This window comes from Desulfopila inferna (genome assembly GCF_016919005.1).
GTDB lineage: Bacteria > Desulfobacterota > Desulfobulbia > Desulfobulbales > Desulfocapsaceae > Desulfopila_A > Desulfopila_A inferna.
Map to the genome: position 1 here is coordinate 381,917 of NZ_JAFFQE010000004.1, position 16,279 is coordinate 398,195.

General features: G+C 50.2%; 16 protein-coding genes. 9 read left to right on the plus strand and 7 right to left on the minus strand.

Translation table 11 applies throughout. From position 1 onward, the window contains the following. Positions 1-78: 78 nt before the first annotated feature. The 6 genes from JWG88_RS12610 (at position 79) to rimO (ending at position 4,126) form a co-directional block, all read left to right on the plus strand. On the plus strand, positions 79-324 hold the full coding sequence (locus tag JWG88_RS12610) for an AtpZ/AtpI family protein (protein WP_205234130.1): 246 nt from the start codon (positions 79-81) through the stop codon (positions 322-324). A 7-nt stretch (positions 325-331) separates the two neighbouring features. Next, a complete protein-coding gene (locus JWG88_RS12615; RefSeq protein WP_205234131.1) occupies positions 332-760 on the plus strand; it encodes an ATP synthase subunit I in 429 nt (142 codons plus the stop codon). A gap of 9 nt (positions 761-769) precedes the next feature. Continuing rightward, positions 770-1,492 carry a F0F1 ATP synthase subunit A gene (gene atpB, locus JWG88_RS12620; protein ID WP_205234132.1) on the plus strand — a complete coding sequence of 241 codons (723 nt, stop codon included), beginning with the start codon at positions 770-772 and terminating at the stop codon, positions 1,490-1,492. A gap of 116 nt (positions 1,493-1,608) precedes the next feature. Beyond that, positions 1,609-1,857: an ATP synthase F0 subunit C gene (gene atpE / locus JWG88_RS12625; protein WP_205234133.1), complete on the plus strand. Its 249-nt coding sequence runs from the start codon at positions 1,609-1,611 to the stop codon at positions 1,855-1,857. Between the two features lie 196 nt (positions 1,858-2,053). Next, positions 2,054-2,779 carry a nucleoside phosphorylase gene (locus tag JWG88_RS12630; protein WP_205234134.1) on the plus strand — a complete coding sequence of 242 codons (726 nt, stop codon included), beginning with the start codon at positions 2,054-2,056 and terminating at the stop codon, positions 2,777-2,779. Positions 2,780-2,785: 6 nt separating this feature from the next. Further along, positions 2,786-4,126: a 30S ribosomal protein S12 methylthiotransferase RimO gene (gene rimO, locus JWG88_RS12635; RefSeq protein ID WP_205234135.1), complete on the plus strand. Its 1,341-nt coding sequence runs from the start codon at positions 2,786-2,788 to the stop codon at positions 4,124-4,126. A gap of 81 nt (positions 4,127-4,207) precedes the next feature. On the opposite strand, the gene JWG88_RS12640 is transcribed toward rimO, so the two are convergent. The 5 genes from JWG88_RS12640 to JWG88_RS12660 all read right to left on the minus strand — a co-directional run bounded on the left by JWG88_RS12640 (position 4,208) and on the right by JWG88_RS12660 (position 8,072). After that, complete coding sequence (locus tag JWG88_RS12640) at positions 4,208-4,492, minus strand: HU family DNA-binding protein (RefSeq protein ID WP_205234136.1); 285 nt, start codon at positions 4,490-4,492, stop codon at positions 4,208-4,210. A 375-nt stretch (positions 4,493-4,867) separates the two neighbouring features. Beyond that, positions 4,868-5,608, minus strand: a complete 741-nt coding sequence (locus JWG88_RS12645; protein ID WP_205234225.1) for a pseudouridine synthase — start codon at positions 5,606-5,608, stop codon at positions 4,868-4,870. Then, positions 5,605-7,383 (minus strand): UbiD family decarboxylase, encoded by a 1,779-nt coding sequence (locus tag JWG88_RS12650; protein ID WP_205234137.1) that lies wholly within the window; start codon positions 7,381-7,383, stop codon positions 5,605-5,607. The genes JWG88_RS12645 and JWG88_RS12650 overlap by 4 nt, the downstream gene beginning before the upstream one ends. Beyond that, entirely contained in the window at positions 7,383-7,646 is a 264-nt protein-coding gene (locus JWG88_RS12655) for a hypothetical protein (RefSeq protein WP_205234138.1), read from the minus strand. The genes JWG88_RS12650 and JWG88_RS12655 overlap by 1 nt, the downstream gene beginning before the upstream one ends. Before the next feature lie 21 nt (positions 7,647-7,667). Then, on the minus strand, positions 7,668-8,072 hold the full coding sequence (locus JWG88_RS12660) for a secondary thiamine-phosphate synthase enzyme YjbQ (protein ID WP_205234139.1): 405 nt from the start codon (positions 8,070-8,072) through the stop codon (positions 7,668-7,670). Positions 8,073-8,525: 453 nt separating this feature from the next. Between JWG88_RS12660 and aroL the strand changes: the two genes are divergently transcribed. The 3 genes from aroL to gap all read left to right on the plus strand — a co-directional run bounded on the left by aroL (position 8,526) and on the right by gap (position 11,792). Further along, positions 8,526-9,056: a shikimate kinase AroL gene (gene aroL, locus JWG88_RS12665; RefSeq protein WP_205234140.1), complete on the plus strand. Its 531-nt coding sequence runs from the start codon at positions 8,526-8,528 to the stop codon at positions 9,054-9,056. 72 nt (positions 9,057-9,128) lie between these two features. Continuing rightward, positions 9,129-10,757, plus strand: a complete 1,629-nt coding sequence (locus JWG88_RS12670) for a glycogen synthase (RefSeq protein ID WP_240194423.1) — start codon at positions 9,129-9,131, stop codon at positions 10,755-10,757. Positions 10,758-10,787: 30 nt separating this feature from the next. Continuing rightward, positions 10,788-11,792 carry a type I glyceraldehyde-3-phosphate dehydrogenase gene (gene gap, locus JWG88_RS12675; protein WP_205234141.1) on the plus strand — a complete coding sequence of 335 codons (1,005 nt, stop codon included), beginning with the start codon at positions 10,788-10,790 and terminating at the stop codon, positions 11,790-11,792. Between the two features lie 160 nt (positions 11,793-11,952). On the opposite strand, the gene JWG88_RS12680 is transcribed toward gap, so the two are convergent. Both JWG88_RS12680 and JWG88_RS12685 read right to left on the minus strand, forming a co-directional pair. After that, positions 11,953-13,116, minus strand: a complete 1,164-nt coding sequence (locus JWG88_RS12680; protein WP_205234142.1) for a sensor histidine kinase — start codon at positions 13,114-13,116, stop codon at positions 11,953-11,955. Between the two features lie 3 nt (positions 13,117-13,119). Beyond that, complete coding sequence (locus tag JWG88_RS12685) at positions 13,120-16,044, minus strand: chemotaxis protein CheB (protein ID WP_205234143.1); 2,925 nt, start codon at positions 16,042-16,044, stop codon at positions 13,120-13,122. Positions 16,045-16,279 lie beyond the last annotated feature (235 nt).

A 16,279-nucleotide genomic window follows, 5' to 3' on the forward strand; every position in this document is an offset into this window, starting at 1 on the left:
TTGACTTTGGATGATGGGCATGCTACCAAACCGTGATAGTATGACAGTTGGCGGTGAAGGTCATTTAAGGAGGATGTCATGTCCGGTGTGAAAAAAGAGATGATCCACCTGCTGGCCAATTATGGTCATATTGGATTTACCTTCGTTGCCTGCATCTTTATCGGTCTGGGCGGCGGAATATTGCTGGACCAGAAAGTCTTTGAAGGTCGAACCGCCCCCTGGTTTACCTTCATCGGCCTGGCTTTTGGTATAGCAGCCGGTTTTAAGACGCTGTTCGGTATCCTCTGGCAAAATAAAGACAAGGGTGGAAAGAAAGAAGATTGAGGATAGCGTGACGGATGACATTATTTCCCTGCAGAAGATGCAGGTTTCCGGCTGGATATATCTTTTGATTATCACAGCCGGATCATGGTTGATTGTTTCATGGTCCTTTGCCTGGGCGGTTTTTGCAGGCGGAGTTATCTCGATCCTGAGTTTTACCGTATCTCACCGGGATGTTGTCGGATTCTTCGAAACACTGACGCCGACCGAGGCGGAGGTTACGGAAGAGGATACAAAAAAGGTTAAGAAGAGCAAGACTGGTTTTCTGATTAAATTTTGGTTCCGGATCGGTATCATCGGCATTGTTTTGTTTCTCCTCATCAAGAGCGGCAGGGCAAATGTATTTGGGCTGATTCTGGGTTTGTCAACGGTGGTGTTTACGATCACTTTTTCAGCGTTAGGTGTGGCTAAACGCTATTTTTTCAGTGGGAGGAGGTAAAGAAGGGTTATGGAACATCCGATTCTATTCATTTCAATTATTCTGGAAAAACTGGGTCTGCCGGTCACTCATGGCTTTGTCGGCCATTCTTTTCTGGAGCAGCTCACCGCCCCGTATATGACCTATACCTGGCTGGTCATGGTATTTCTGTTCGTGGTTTCCAAACTCACCGTAGGGAACCTGGAAATGATCCCCGGCGGCGGCCAGAATTTCTGGGAAATCGTCATTGGCGGCATGGATGATTTCTTTGCCGATAATATGGGCAGGGAGATGACCGACAAGCTCTTCCCGATGATTGCAACATTCGCTTTATATATTGCGGTGGCCAACCTGATTGGCCTTATCCCCGGTTTCATGTCGCCCACTTCTAGTATCAACACTACACTTGCGCTGACCATCATCGTCTGGATCACCCATCATGTCATCGGCTTTCGCGCCCATGGTCTGAACTATTATAAACATTTCATCGGGCCGATGTGGTGGCTCATTCCGCTGATGCTGCCCATCGAGCTGATCAGTAACTTCGCCCGGCTGCTTTCGCTCTCCATTCGTCTCTTCGGAAATATAATGGCAAAAGAGACCCTGCTGGGGATCCTGTTCATGCTGGCCGGTGCATTCTTCGCACCTCTGCCGATCATGGTTCTCGGTGTTCTGGTGTCGCTGGTCCAGGCAATGGTATTTGTGCTTCTTACCGTTGTTTATATTGCCCAGGCTCAGGAACACGCCCACTGATAATAGATAATAGGAACGATCTTCTGAGACGGTCGTTCACGATTTTTTGAAGTTTCATTTTAGAAGTTTTCAGTACGGAAGAAGGCCTAAGAAAAAACATTTAAAGGAGTAAAATAATGGAAGGTAATATTCAACTGGCATTAATTTGTGTGGGTGCGGCTCTCTCTATCGGTCTGGCCGGTCTTGGAGCAGGTATTGGTATCGGTTCAGTTGGTCAGGGCGCTACGATGGGACTGGCACGTAATCCCGAAGTACAGCCGAAACTGATGGTTTTCATGATCCTCGGTATGGCACTTGCGGAGTCCATCGCTATTTACGGACTGGTAATCTCTCTGATTCTGCTCTACGCTAATCCATTGCTGTAGCTGATATACGAGAAGAGATCAGAAGCTGATCGAAAAAGGCCGCAGAGAAATCTGCGGCCTTTTTGCGTTTGGCGGCGGCAAAGAAAGCTGCACCATTTGCAACTGCTCGAAAAATTTTTTCCGATACTCTGTGCAATTCAAGAGAAAAGATATATTATGCCTTTCCATGGAACAGAGAAAAGAGCATTCAGCCGAAATGAACAGCACTATTGATGATATCATCATCCATCCTTTAAAGACTAAAAAAGACAAAGAAATTCCCCCTACCGGCATGTTTTTCGTCAATCCGGGGGAAGCGCACCGAGCTCTGGCAGCGACTGTAAAAAGCGGAGGGGAAGAGCTTTTTCTTCACAATTCCCGCCTTTCGCTCAGCAGTGACAGCTGTAGATTTGTCGCCGGTCCAGCCATTGGAGCACCGGCAGCCGTCCTGGTTATGGAGAAACTCATCGCACTCGGGGCCCGTCGCATTATAATGATGGGCTGGTGTGGAGCGATAGATCCCGATTTTTCCATTGGGGATATTATCGTACCGAAAGGGGCTGTCAGCGGTGAAGGCACCTCGAAGTATTATGGTGATGTGAAACGGCCGCAATCCTCAAGTGAGGGCCGCAACTCCTTAACCAGGATGCTTGCAGCCGCACAGTTACCCTGGAAAGACGGCGATATCTGGTCAACCGATGCACCCTATAGAGAAAGCAGGGCTTTTTTGCAGCAACTTTGCAGGGAAGAGCATGTCGTCGGTGTCGATATGGAGTTTTCCGCACTCTGCAGTGTCGCTTCTTTTCGTAATATTGATTTCAACGCGGTGCTGATTGTCTCCGATGAGCTCTGGAGCAGTAAATGGAACCCGGGTTTTAAGAATACGATATTTCGAGAGCGCTGCACGCGGCTGCTCGATTGTTTGCTTAATGATGCGTTGTAAGAGACTATGAAAACCATACATATAACCAGTCTTGGCTGCCCCAAGAATTTTGTCGATTCCGAAGTGATGATCGGCCTGCTTGACCAGGATGGCTGGCAGGTCGTCTCCGCGCCGGAAGAGGCTGAGGTTCTTCTTGTCAATACCTGCGGTTTTATACAACCTGCAGTCGAAGAGAGCGTTGAGGAAATTCTTACTCTGGCAGCCCATAAAAAAGATACTACCAGAAAAGGAACTGCCAGAAAACTGGTAGTCACAGGATGTCTGGTCCAGCGGTATCGTCAGAAACTGTTGGAAGAACTACCGGAGATCGACCTGCTGGTCGGAACCGAAGGCGTCGGCGACATTGTTCGTCTGCTGCGGCAGATCTGCAGTGGCAATGGGGTTGTTCCCCCTCACATTCCCGGTCCCTTTCTTATGAGCAGTGCGACGCCGCGAACGATAGCCACGCCTTTTTTCAGGGCATGGCTGAAAATCACTGAAGGGTGCAACAATCGCTGTTCCTACTGTATGATCCCCTCTCTCCGCGGCGAACTACGCAGCAGGTCGATTGAGGATCTGGTGTGTGAGGCAGGTGTGCTTGAACGCAAAGGAGTCAAAGAGCTCAGTCTGATAGCTCAGGATTTGACCGCCTTTGGTACGGAAGGGGAGGGCAGGTCAACGCTGGTACCGCTCCTTGAGGCTTTGCTGCGCCACACCGAAATCCCCTGGATCAGGCTCATGTATCTCTACCCTTCGGGCATCAATGATGATCTCTTTGAGCTTATGGCGGCAAACAGCCGCATCGTGCCTTATCTCGACATACCTTTTCAGCATGTCGGCAATGATCTTCTGCGCAGAATGAACAGAAGATATACGACGGATAAAATATACGAACTGATAGATAAAGCCAGAAGATACCTTCCTGAAGTTGCTCTGCGAACCACCTTTCTCCTAGGTTTCCCGGGGGAGACAGATGCTGATGTCAAGCAACTGGAAGAATTTCTTCTGGCCTGTAAAATCGATCATGTCGGAGTTTTCCCCTATGCCAATGAAGAGGGCTGTCCTTCCGAATTCTTTGAGCAACAGGTCTCAGAGAAGGAGAAGCTGGAAAGAGTCGATCATATCCTCTCGGTGCAGTCGGAAATCTCAAGAAAAATACAGCAAAAATATCTGGGAAGGGTGGAATCGGTATTGGTGGAGGGCCTCAGTAGGGAGACCGACCTGTTGCTGGAAGGGCGCACCCGTTTTCAGGCAGCTGACATTGATGGCTGCGTGTATATTAATGATGGTCATGCCGCTCCGGGTGATATTGTTCAGGTAAAGATCTGTGAATCACAGATCTATGACCTTGTTGGAGCGATTGTCTGATTACGAAGGCAGAGCGAGAGTGTGCTGCGGAGAGCAACGGTCAGGTGAGGGGAGGGATTCGACCTGACCATTCTCGCTGGTTTACCTTTTGTTGGAATTGACCTGTTCCCTGAGATCCTTGCCTACTTTGAAAAAAGGCAGCTTTTTGGGCTTGACCTTGATTTTCTTGCCGGTCTTGGGATTTCGACCTTCATAACTTTCGTAGTTCTTGATAACAAAGCTGCCAAACCCACGGATTTCGATGCTCTCTCCTTTGGCAAGTGCTTCTGTCATAGTTTCAATAACGGTGTTGGTGATTGCAGCAGCTTCGCGGTGAGGTACATTTATTTCCTGTGCCAAAGATTCAATGAGTTCCGATTTATTCATGCTTTGCTCCTGTTCCCGTAAGTTTTTTAGTACCTTACAGACTGTTCTCTGGTCTTTTCCAAGAAAATAATCTGTCTAAAGGTCCTTGTCCAGCTCAGCTGGGTTGGTCCTAATGTGTCGTTCACTGGGACGGAAGTTTTACCCTGGAAATTTCGTCTTGTTTTAGAAGAAATTCCGTGCAGCTACCTGCCCCAGGGTTTCATGCGATCCAGTTTTGTGAGGTAAAGTACGAGCACAGCCACGTGCGTAAAAACAATAAAAACAGTTACATATCTGGTTTGCGAATTCCGTTGCGCTTCCTTGCTGAAAGGGCAAAGCTGGAGTCACACTTGTTCATCAAATCTGCTTAATATGTAACTGACTAGATTTAATCAGCTATTTTTCCTTTTGTAAAGGAATATTTTTAAATATTTTATTTAAATCCTTTGGGGTTAGACTACGATACCCCCCTCTCGGCAATTTTCCCAGCTGCAGCCTGCCGTAAGCAAGTCGCTTAAGATCTATGACAGGATGGCCTATGGCTTGAAACATCTTTTTCACCTGGCGTTTGCGGCCTTCATGAATAATGATGTTGACAAGGGATGACCGGGAAGTTGACTTCAGCAGTTTCATTGATGCCGGTGCCGTCATTTTTCCTTCCAGCAGTATTCCCCGTTCCAGCGCCTGGAGATCGGTTTTGCTCGGAAAACCCGAAACCAGCGCCTCGTAGGTTTTGGTCACTTCAAAGCTGGGGTGCTGTATTCTCTGGGCAAAATCACCGTCGTTGGTAAGAATCAGAGCACCTTCCGTATCAATGTCCAGCCTGCCCACCGGAAAAAGCCTGGCTGAAATATCTTTAATCAGAGTGGTCACAATGGGTCTCCCCTGCGGATCACTTAAGGTGGTCACATATCCTTTTGGCTTGTTGAGCAGGATATACACCTTTTCCTCTTCTTTTTTAACGGGCTTGCCGTCAAAAGAGACCCTTTGCCGAAGAGGATCGATCTTGGAACCCATATCGACCACAACTTTGCCGTCGACTCTGATGCGGCCTGCAGCTATAAAGGTCTCGGCCTTTCTGCGTGAGGCGATTCCGCATTGTGCCAGGTACTTCTGCAGCCGGATATGTTCACTCATCGCCATTGGGCAGGAATGATCCTGTGATATTTCTCATCCACCTTTTTGCGGGTAGCAGTATCCACTTCCAGCACCTCCGTGTACCAGGGCTTCATCCGGCAGTCTATAACAATGGGAGGTTCAAGGCCGACGTGAAACCTTTTGACCTGCTGTGCTGCTCCATGAAGATCGGCGGCCGGTTCGAAACGGGTAAATATCGTCCAGAGAAATTCCTGCATGGAAAGTGTCGCCTCTCTGCTGTTGTCGGCCAGAATGACCACCTGCCAGCTGCTCAGTCCTTCTGCTTGAGCGATTCGTCCGGGCAGATCCGGCTCCTCCTCGTAGCTAAGGCCCTGCAGTACCAGGGTTCCCGGAAGAAAGGCCACTGGATGGGAGGTACCCTGCGGCAGATCGCCGCTGAAGGAAGTAGGCAGCGAGCGTAATTTCTCCCGGCCCAGCCCCATGATCATAGCCTTTGAGCCTTTATTGACCGATGGGCCGGTATAGTCAAGGGTGTCCTGGGAGACGTTGGCGAAAACAAAAAGATCACTGTCCCACCGTACCCGCTCGAGGACGTGGCTCCAGAGTTTGCCGAAATCGGCGATATTGATGTCGCCATCGGTGATGATCAGAAATTTGGTGAGAGAGAGTTGCCCCTCGCCCAGAATACGCAGACCGCAGGCGAAAGCTTCACGGGGATAGCGGTCGGCAACACGTGCGGCGGCCAGGCAGTGAAAACCGGTTTCACCGAAGGTTTTCAGCTCCTTGACGCCCTTCATGACCAGGGGGAAGAGAGGGGAGAGCAATTCCTGGAGAAAATCGCCGATAAAATAATCCTCCTGTTTCGGTCTGCCCACCACGGTGGCCGGATATATCGCATTCTTGCGGTGGTACAGATGACTGACCTGAAACACCGGATAATCGTGCTCCAGGGAATTGTAGCCGTAATGATCGCCAAAGGGCCCCTCGGGATGACGCAGGTGCGGCGGCACCATGCCTTTAACGGCAAACTCGGCATGAGCGACCAAATCGTGCCCGCCCAGCGGGTCAGAGATCATCTTGAGCTTCTCTCCCATCAGCAGGGAAGTGAGAATAAGCTCAGGTATATCCTCGGGCAGAGGGGCGATGGCGGCAAGCATCAGGGCAGGAGGACCGCCGATATAAAGGGTCAGCGGCAGGGCCTGGTTCTTCTTTTCAGCCTCGAAATAGTGGTATCCTCCACCTTTATGGATCTGCCAGTGGATTCCGCTAGTAGTGTCGTCATGCCGCTGGATCCGATACATCCCCAGATTGTGGCCCCGTCCATCCGGATGCTCTGTGTAAACCAGGGGAAGAGTAACGAAAGGTCCGCCGTCGCTGTGCCAGGAGGTCAGCATGGGGAGTTCACTCAGCCTGGCCGGCTTAATGCAGGTATCGAGAATCGGAGCAGCTGAACTTTTTTTCAAGCCGATCTTTATGGCATCCTTGAAAATATTGCGGTTCTCCCAGATCTTTCCCAGGGTCGGAGGCATGATGGTTTCGGCCAGGTGGACGATATCCTTGACAAACTGTTGCGGCTTTCTGCCGAAAGCAAGCTCAAGCCGTTTGTTGGTGCCGAACAGGTTGGTTACCACCGGAAAGGTGGAGTTTTTTACCCTGGTAAACAATAAGGCAGGTCCCTGCTTTTCAATAACGCGTCGATGGATTTCGGCGATTTCCAGATAGGGATCGACCTCCTCTTCTATGACAAGAAGATTGTTTTCGCGCTGCAGCAGATCTACATAGCTCTGCAGGTCATTTAGAGGACTGCTGCTCATTACTCATCACTCCCGCTGTGGTGGTCGTGGTGGCCATGAGACGCGTCCTTGAGAAAGAGCGAGTGGTACTCGTTTTCGTTAAGATGCTCGCGCAGGAGATGAGTAAAGGCGTCGACAAAATGAAGTATCTCTTCGCTACTGGTTCTCTCCGCCAGTACTTCGGCAAACTTTTTCTCACCGGCAAGCTGCAGAAAGCAGGCAAAGGATTTTCTGTCGAGGTCTTCAGTCAAGCCGAAGCACATTTGATCTGGTTCTATAGTCATTGATATTATTAAGCAAAAATGTTAATCTAAATTGGATATGCGCCATTTTAACGTTCTAGAGCGCGGTCCGTCGAATTCACAAAAAAAGATTTTCTGCCAGGTACCGAGAGCAAGCTGGTTCTCTTCAATCAACACCGTCAGGGTGCATCCCATAAGAGACGCCATGATATGTGCGGGGGAATTCCCTTCCATATGCTTGAAGGGATATGTCATCGGCACAATTTTCTGCAATCCGGCTATGATATCGTCTTGTACTGCGGGATCGGCACCTTCGTTGATGGTGAGACCGGCAGTTGTGTGGGGATTGAAGAGCAGACAGATTCCGGATATGATTCCTGAGTCTTCCACTTTCTCATTGATCTGCTGGGTGATGTCTACAAGTTCCATGTGCTTTCTGGTGGATATCGATAATCTGCCGGATACCATGCTTTTCCTCTCGTCGTAGTCGTGTGCTGCAGCAGTTCGAAAGCCCGCTGATTTGTCTGGCTCAGTTACTTTTAAATAGTCGTAACGTATTTACAGCACTATATGTTCTTTTCCGGTGACAGTCAATTGTTTCAAAGATGATATGGCCGAATGAACGAATTGATCAAGGCAGATTTTGCCTGAAAATTAAAGGAACGGGAAGCTGGACAGACAGTAGGGTCCGCTTTGTGATTCCACCTGTTTTTCAAATTGACACATAGTATATGAGTCATACATTTAACCCTTGATGGAGCCGTGATAAGCCCGATCTATGTCGTTGTAGATCCGAACCGGCGATTTGCCTTACTGCATGTACTGCCAAATCGCCGTTTTAGACGCTACGCCTGATATATCGAGCTTATTCCTGGTCTGCGCTTATCGCAGAGTTCATCTGGTCAAACCTGGAGAAGGAGTATGTGTAATCTCATTATTCTCGTGGGCTACAGGGGAGTAGGGAAAACCACGATAGGCAGAGAGCTGGCGGACTCCATTGGCTATGATTTCTGTGATACCGATGACGAAGTGGTGCGACTGCATAAAGCCTCGATAGTGGAAATAGTGGCCAGGGAAGGCTGGCAGGCCTTCAGACAATACGAGAAAGAGGTGCTGCAGTCGCTGAAAGATCGCGAAAAAACTGTGGTGGCCACGGGAGGCGGTGCCATATTGCATCAAACCCAATGGCTGGAGTTGAAGGATGCAGGACTCATATTCTGGCTTAGCGCAGACGAAATGGTGTTGCAGCAAAGGCTGGAGAATGATATGGCCGGGAGTGAGCAGCGTCCGCCCTTGACCGATCGTGCCGCGGCCGAAGAGATTGCCGAAGTGCTGCGGGAGCGGATTCCGCTCTATCGGCAAACGGCTCATTATCAAATTGACACCGGCAAAAATGGGATAGCGCAGGCGGTTAAGCAGATCAGACAACTGCTTTCTCAAAACAGCAGGTAAAGAATTCTTCTGCATATCCGGCATTGTCCGGTGCGGAAAAGGAGGCAGACGTTCAATGAAGGAATGGAATTTATGAAGGATTATGGATCAGCCGTAAACATCTGGATGCTGACCCGGGAGTATGGTGACCTTGCCGGTGCCGGGGGGGTCAAGGATGTTGCGGATCAGCTTTCCAGGGCCTTGGCCCAGGGAGGCGAACGCAAGGTGAGCGTGGTGCTGCCGCTTTATGGCTTTATCGATCCGAAAGCCAGGGGCTTTTCTCTGCTGCATGATCCCCATACCGAGGAGTCGCTCCTGGAATATGAAGTCGATATGAATTATGCCGACGAGGAACGCCGCGAAAAACTGCGGGTGTGGCATGCCACGGTGGCGGAGGTTAATATTTATCTTCTTGATTCCAACCGGTTCCGTGAAAAAAAAGACGTCTATACCTATACTGCGGCCGAGGAGGCCGAGGATGCAACTAAGAGCCAGGGAGAAGGCCATATAGATTATTTTGCCATGAATCTCCTCCTGCAGAAAGGAACCATCCAGCTCATCCTTCTCCTGCGGGAATTTCCTGATGTTATTCATTGTCACGACGGCCATACCGCTGTCCTGCCGGCAATCATCGAGGAGACGTTATGGTTGAAGAGCTATTTTCGCAGCACCGGCTGCCTGGTGACAATGCACAATGCCGGCATAGGCTATCATCAGGAAGTCTTCGACCTTCCTTATGCCCGGGCAATGACGGGACTGCCCGGGAATGTAATTGATAAAAGCATTCTGCGGGGCGCGTTTGACCCTTTTGTCGCAGCCGGACATTATGCCGCGGTCAATACGGTCAGTGAAAATTATGCCCGGGAGCTTCAGGACGGGGTGGAAGATGAACAGACCGGTATGCTCGGTCATCGTCTGCTTGATATGGGAGTGATACTTGAAGGCATCACCAACGGCGTGGATATGCATTCCTACGATCCGCGACGGGGCGAAGAGATTGGTCTGGCCGCATCTTTTGATGTAGCGGATGATCGGTTAATTGAGGGCAAGTTACGCTGCAGGGAGGCGCTGGTCCGGTCTTTGATTGCCGAAGAACCGGTTGACGGTATTGCCCAGTATGGCTTTCTGGAACCGGAACATCACGGCCCGCTGTTTACTTTCATCGGACGTCTGAGCGAGCAAAAGGGTGTCGATATTTTGCATGGTGCCGTTTTGAGAATGCTGGAAATGCCGGTAGATGATGTCGATTTTCAGATAGTCATCCTGGGCGGAGGCACACCACGGCTGGAGAAGGAAATGATCTCTCTGGCAGGGGCGGAAAAGAGTGCAGGCAGAGTATGTTTTCTGGCCGGTTACAATCCACTGCTCGCCAACAAGGTGTACAGCGCCGGTGATTTTTTTCTGGTACCATCACGCTATGAACCCTGTGGACTGACGGACTTCATCGCTCAGCTTTTTGGCAACATACCTATTGTTCATTATGTCGGGGGGCTGGTGAAGGTTCTTGATAACCGGACTGGATTTACCTATGTCAAAAACGATCCCGCTTTTCTTGCCGAAGCCATGGGACGGGTGATGCAGATCTATGAAAATAAGAAGCTGGTGCGCTCCATGCAGAAGGAGGCAGTGCGGGTCATCCAGGAAAAATTTACCTGGGAAAAAGTCAAAAACCATTACCTGCAGCTCTACAAGAAAGTAATTACGGATAAAATAACAGAGTAGCTTCATATAAGCTTAACAGGAGGAACACCGATGACTGTAAGAATTGGTATCAACGGCTTTGGCCGCATTGGCAGGAGCGTCTTTCGTGCCGTGAGTCAGGATCCGGTCTTTAAGGATATAGAAATAACCGCAATCAATGATTTGACCGACACCCAAACCCTGGCTCATCTGCTCAAGTATGACTCCATCATGGGTATTTATCCCGCGGAAATCGAGAGCAGCGATGAAGGCATAATCGTTGACGGCAGGCTTATCAAGGTGACGAGCCACAAGAACCCGGCTGATATCCCCTGGGCGGACGCCAAGGTCAAGTATGTGGCTGAATGTACAGGAATATTCAGAGATGGCGAGTCGGCAAAGGCGCATATTGACGCCGGTGCGGAGAAGGTCATCATTTCAGCTCCGGCCAAGGGTGATGTCAAAACCTTTGTGATGGGCGTCAATGAAGACGAATATGATGCCGCAAAACATCATGTTGTTTCCAATGCCTCCTGTACGACCAACTGCCTGGCTCCTTTTGCCAAAGTTATTCTTGATAATTTTGGAATCAAAAATGGCTTGATGACAACGGTGCATGCCTATACCGGCGACCAGCGTCTTCTTGATTTTCCCCACTCAGACCTCCGCAGAGCAAGGGCTGCCGCCTTATCCATGATCCCGACAAAGACGGGTGCGGCTGCCGCGGTTTCTCTGGTGATTCCTGAACTGAAGGGCAAGTTTGACGGTCTCGCCGTTCGCGTGCCTACGCCCAATGTCTCTCTGGTCGATGCGGTGATGCAAGTGGAAAAAACCACCACGGTTGAAGAGGTGAACCAGGTATTGAAAGAGGCTGCCAACAGATATCTGGGATATTCCGATCTCCCCCTGGTTTCCATCGATTTTCAGGGTGACGGCAGGTCATCGATTGTCGATGGTCCCTCAACCAAAGTTATCGGCAACAATGTCAAAGTGATGAGCTGGTATGATAATGAATGGGGATATTCCAACCGAATGCTGGATTTAATTCTCCATATGCATACCAACAGGGCGATTTAGTGCCTTACCCCTGGATGCACACCGGGATCTGGAGACCGTGTTCTTTTATAAAATGAAATCGTAGAAATTCATTGAAGTTGCCGGGACGGGCACTGCGACAAATGCAAAATCGAGTAAGCTCGGTCTACAACGGCGTAGATCGAGTTTTTTTACGAGTCCATCAAAATTTTATAGTGAAGGTGGTTCCATTTTCACTGCAAATATGAACTTCGGCATGTATCTGCCCCGCCAGCATGCGCACCAGACGGAGGCCGAGGGTATCCGTCTCTTTCCAGTTCAGTTCCTGGGGCATCCCCTTACCATTGTCGCTGACAGACAGGCGGGCACGCTCAAGGCTGTCGGGGTGCAGTGAGATTCTCACCAACCCTTCTCCGCCATTAAAAGCGTGCTCGAGTGCATTACAGACCAACTCATTGAGGATCAGGCCGCAGGGCAATGCCGTATTTACCGGAAGCTGCACCGGTTCAAGATCGAGTTCGAGCCTGATCTTTGTTGTTGTCTGATGCGCCTGAAGCAGATAGCTCACCAGGCTGCGGACATAGTCGTCAAACTGGATCCGGGCCAGGTCGTCAGACTGGTAGAGTTTCTCATGCACCAGTGCCATGGAGCGCACCCGGTGGTGTATGTTTTGAAAGACCTCACGTGCCGCACCTTCCGGCAGTTCATCGGACTGCAGGGAAATAAGGCTGGAGATGACCTGCATATTGTTTTTGACCCGGTGGTGGATCTCCTTGAGCATTACCTCCTTCTCTTCCAGGGAAATCTCTGCCGCTTTTCTGGCGCTGATATCGATCAGGATAATTCGCCACTGCAGTTCCTCGCCGCCAGGCTTCTGGTGCGCCTCAATTTCCGCCTGAACCCACAGGGGAATCTCTTCCTTGCGAGCCAGAGGCAGCTCTGTGCTTTGTTTTTCCCGGCTCATAACAGCCCTTTGCCGCGCGGCCAGGAAGGCATGTTCCCAACCCTTTTCAATGAAGCGGCTGAAGGTCGAGTGCGTCAGGATTGACTTCTTGGTGTTAAGCAGTCGGGTTCCGGTGCTGTTTATTTCGCTGATAAAGCCCTGGGCATCAAGAGTCAAGTAACCGCAGGGTGCATACTCATACAAGTTCTCAAATTTGATCTGCAATTCACTGATTTCCTGCTGCGCGGACTGGAGTTCCTCATTCTGGATTTCCAGCTCCGCTTGATAGAGCCTCAGTTCATGGATCAGACTGAGAATGTCGGGGACGGCCGGAGTCGTTTTTTCCGGCTGCCCCCGGATCAAAATTTCCGCCTGTCGCCGCAGTTGATCGAATTTATCATTTTGGCCTGACCGGTGAGGCATGACTTAGTCCTTTGCTGGTGATTCTCTGAAATGGAGGAGGAGGTGGTAGGGGAAATCATCATCTTCTCTGATGATCCGGCCGTGAATGAAGAATCCGCGGTTGCCGTCGGTTGAATGTATCTCAAAGACGGGAGAGGTGAAATCACTCTTCTGCTCCAGTGCTTTTGCCAACATCGGTTGTAAATCTATTCCCTTAAAGACGCGGTGCTGCAGATTGATGAGGTCGAGGCCTCTCACCTCTTTCTGGCTGATATTGAACAATGTCGAAAACACACTGTTGGCAATGACCAGTTTGTCGTTTTTGTCAAGGACGGCAATAGGGGAACTATTCATGTCAAAAACATAACGGACCAGCTGCCAGGCTCCTTCAGCTTGCTTTTTGGCATCGTGAATGATGACCTGCGCCTTTTTCTGTTCATTGATGTCCGAGAAGGTAAGCACGGCACCGTCTATGCGATTGTCCCGGGTGCGGTAGGGTAGAATTCTCATGGCGTACCAGTCGCCGCCGATGGTTTTGACTTCAGCTGTTTTGGGAGTGAGCTTCTGTATAACCCCCGTCAGGTCGTCGATCACGTCGGCGTATTCCAGGTTGGTAACCACGTGCTTGAGGGGGCGGCCTATGTCGGACTGGATCAGGTTGATGATGGTAGTCGCCTCTTCGGTAAAACGGCGGATGCGCAACTCGTTGTTCACAAAAATAGTGGCTATCTGGGTGCCGTTCAGCAAATTACGCAGGTCGTCGTGGGCTTCGGAAAGTTCGGCAACCTTGCTTTCCAGCTCGGCATTGACGGTCTGCAGCTCTTCGTTCAGGGATTGTAGTTCCTCCTTGGTGGATTCCTGCTCTTCGTTGGCTGACTGCAGCTCTTCGTTGGCTGACTGCAGTTCCTCATTGGTGGATTTGAGCTCTTCGTTGGCGGATTCCAGTTCTTCTATGGTCACCTTATGGTTTTCCTGATAATTGAGCAACTCCTCCTCCAGCTCGGTTATGCGCGAGGAGTCGGTCTGCTGTTCGTGGCTGCTTTCCGTTTTACCCTTATAGGTGCTTACTTTATCATCGATATCGACGAGAACCACCAGGAGATGATCCTTAAGATCACCGGAATGCTGCGGAGCAACATGGAGGTTGATCATCTGCATATCCCCGTTGGTTCTGACCCCGATATTACGACGGGTTACCGCGATCTTCGAAGATACCGCCTTGCGGATGGCGGCAGATAATTCAATGCGCAGACCATTTCTGGCCAGATTGAGAATATTGCTGGTGGGCGCTCCGCTGGGGGTCTCGAGATATTTACCGGTACGGCCCTGCACGTGCTTGATGTTTCCTTCAAAATCCACAAGAATCGCTGTTGGAGCGAACTGGTCGATGATCGCTTTTCGAGTACTTTCTGCCACGTTGCGTTTGTGCTCGGCGGCAGTGGGTGTGCGGTCTTGTTGTGCGGTAAGTATCTGTCTGCTGGGGAATTCAACGGGCTGGAGGGAGGTTACTTCACGGCGAAGGTATATTCGCCATTTTTTGTTACGGGCCTTGAAGAGACTGGAAAAGCGGCTGATCGTCTCGGAGGGTCCCAGTAGCAGAATACCATGAGGAACCATGGAATAATGGAACAGCGGTATAAGTTTTTTCTGAGCCTCGTTGTTCAGATAGATGAGCAGATTACGGCAGCTTAGCAGGTTCAGGCGCAGGAAAGGCGGATCCCTGAGTATGTTCTGTTCAGAGAAGACCAGATCATCCCGCAGTTCCTTGCGGACGCGGAAGGTATCGTCCTCTTTGACGAAAAATCGTTTAAGCCTTTCGGCGCCGACATCGGCCCGGATACTATCCGGATACACCGCTTTGCGGGCCAGAGTGATGGCCCGGCCGTCGATGTCGGTTCCAAAGAGCTGCAGGTTGATACGCCTGGATATTTGATCGAGACACTCATGCAGGATCATGGCCAGTGAATAGACCTCTTCGCCCGTCGAACATCCGGGGATCCAGGCGCGGAAGGTATCACCGTCCTTCAGCGATTCAAGATACTCGGGCAAAATCTCGGTTTTCAGAACCTCGAAGGCTTGGGCGTCTCGGAAAAACTGGGTTACACCGATAAGCAGTTCACGAAACAGAGTTTCCGCCTCATTGGGATTTTTCTGGAGATAGTCGACGTATTCTTTGTGGCTGTCAATCTGATTAACCACCATGCGGCGGCTGATACGGCGCTGAATCGTCTTATCCTTGTAGTCGGAAAAATCATGGCCGATGCGGCTGCGCAGTATGCTGAATATCTTATCCACATCATCCCGCTCGACTTTGTCATTTTCAGGCTTGAAGGCTGCTCTGTGACTTGCAAAATATTGCATCAGCTGTTCGGGCATCTTCTCCGGAGGCAGTATGAAATCTGCAAGGCCGGTGTCGATGGCGCTGCGGGGCATGCCGTCATAGGCTGCCGTTTCCACACTTTGCACCAGAACCAGTCCTTCAGCCGCCTTGATCGCTCTTACACCCATGGTCCCATCGCTTCCGGTTCCGGATAAAATGACCACGGCGCTGTTTTTCCCCTGATCTTCGGCAAGAGATCGCAAAAACAGATCGATTGAAAGGGTGGCCGCCTTGCTGTTGCGCTCCAGCAATTTTATCCTGCCCGAGAACACTGCGATATCTTTGTTGGAGGGAACCACATAGGCATGGTTGGATTGAACCGGCCGATCGTCTTCCGCGGTGGTGACCGGAATGAACGAAACCTTCTGGAGAAGATCAGGCAGCATGCTTGGTTGATCCGGACTCCTGTGTACTACAACGAAGTAGGCCATGCCACTGTTCTCGGGAACTTCTGCAAAGAAGGCTTTCAATGCTTCCAACCCACCTGCGGATGCCCCCAGCCCGACGAAGGGGAATGTCGACCCCTTTCTTTCGGTATTTTCCCGGTCGGCAATGTTTGTTTGAGGCATAGTTTGCTCTTGTTGATGAAGATAATTTAATTCGGTGATGGATCCCGAAACGAAGCGAGAGATGCCGGTAGACATCTGAATGAGCCATGGTAACGATGAGGCACACTATCTCACTATTATATCGGTACAACGTCATCGCGATGAGTTTTATAAACTATATCACGATATCAGGAAAAAACAAGCCGGATCAAATTGCCATCAGTTAACCTTACTGATTATTTTTGCTGAAAAAAAT